Genomic DNA, 342 nt, shown 5'->3' on the forward strand with positions numbered 1-342 from the left:
ATCTGCGCGGCGCGGCCCGGCTTTATGCCAGGGGTGGCAATGGCGCGATCTAGGGCATTTACCTGCAACGGCAGATCCACCGCATGACCGCCAAGCGCCTTGCCGCCGCTGACAAAGCGCCGGTCTTCCACCCCGTCAGGGCGTGAGAAAATGAAAGTGAGCGGCAGGTCCTCGATTGCCTTGCCGTCAACGTCACGGGCCAGGGCTGCGGCATGCACGGTCTCGCCGGCACGGTAGATGCCACGTTCGGTCCAGCTGAACACGTCGATAGCACCGGGTGCTGCACGTCCCGTCACGCCGCGATCCGAAAGATCGAAGCCTGCACGGGTCATATCGAGGAAC

The 342-nt window shown here is 64.0% G+C and carries 1 protein-coding gene; it reads right to left on the reverse strand.

Annotation, left to right across the window (positions count from 1 at the left end; all coding sequences use genetic code 11):
• Positions 1 to 342, reverse strand: a 342-nt coding sequence (locus EN804_RS35490) for an MG2 domain-containing protein (RefSeq protein ID WP_135922365.1), incomplete at both ends; no start/stop codon positions are given.

Origin of the sequence: Mesorhizobium sp. M8A.F.Ca.ET.161.01.1.1, from assembly GCF_004792105.1 — a bacterium.
Lineage (GTDB): Bacteria > Pseudomonadota > Alphaproteobacteria > Rhizobiales > Rhizobiaceae > Mesorhizobium.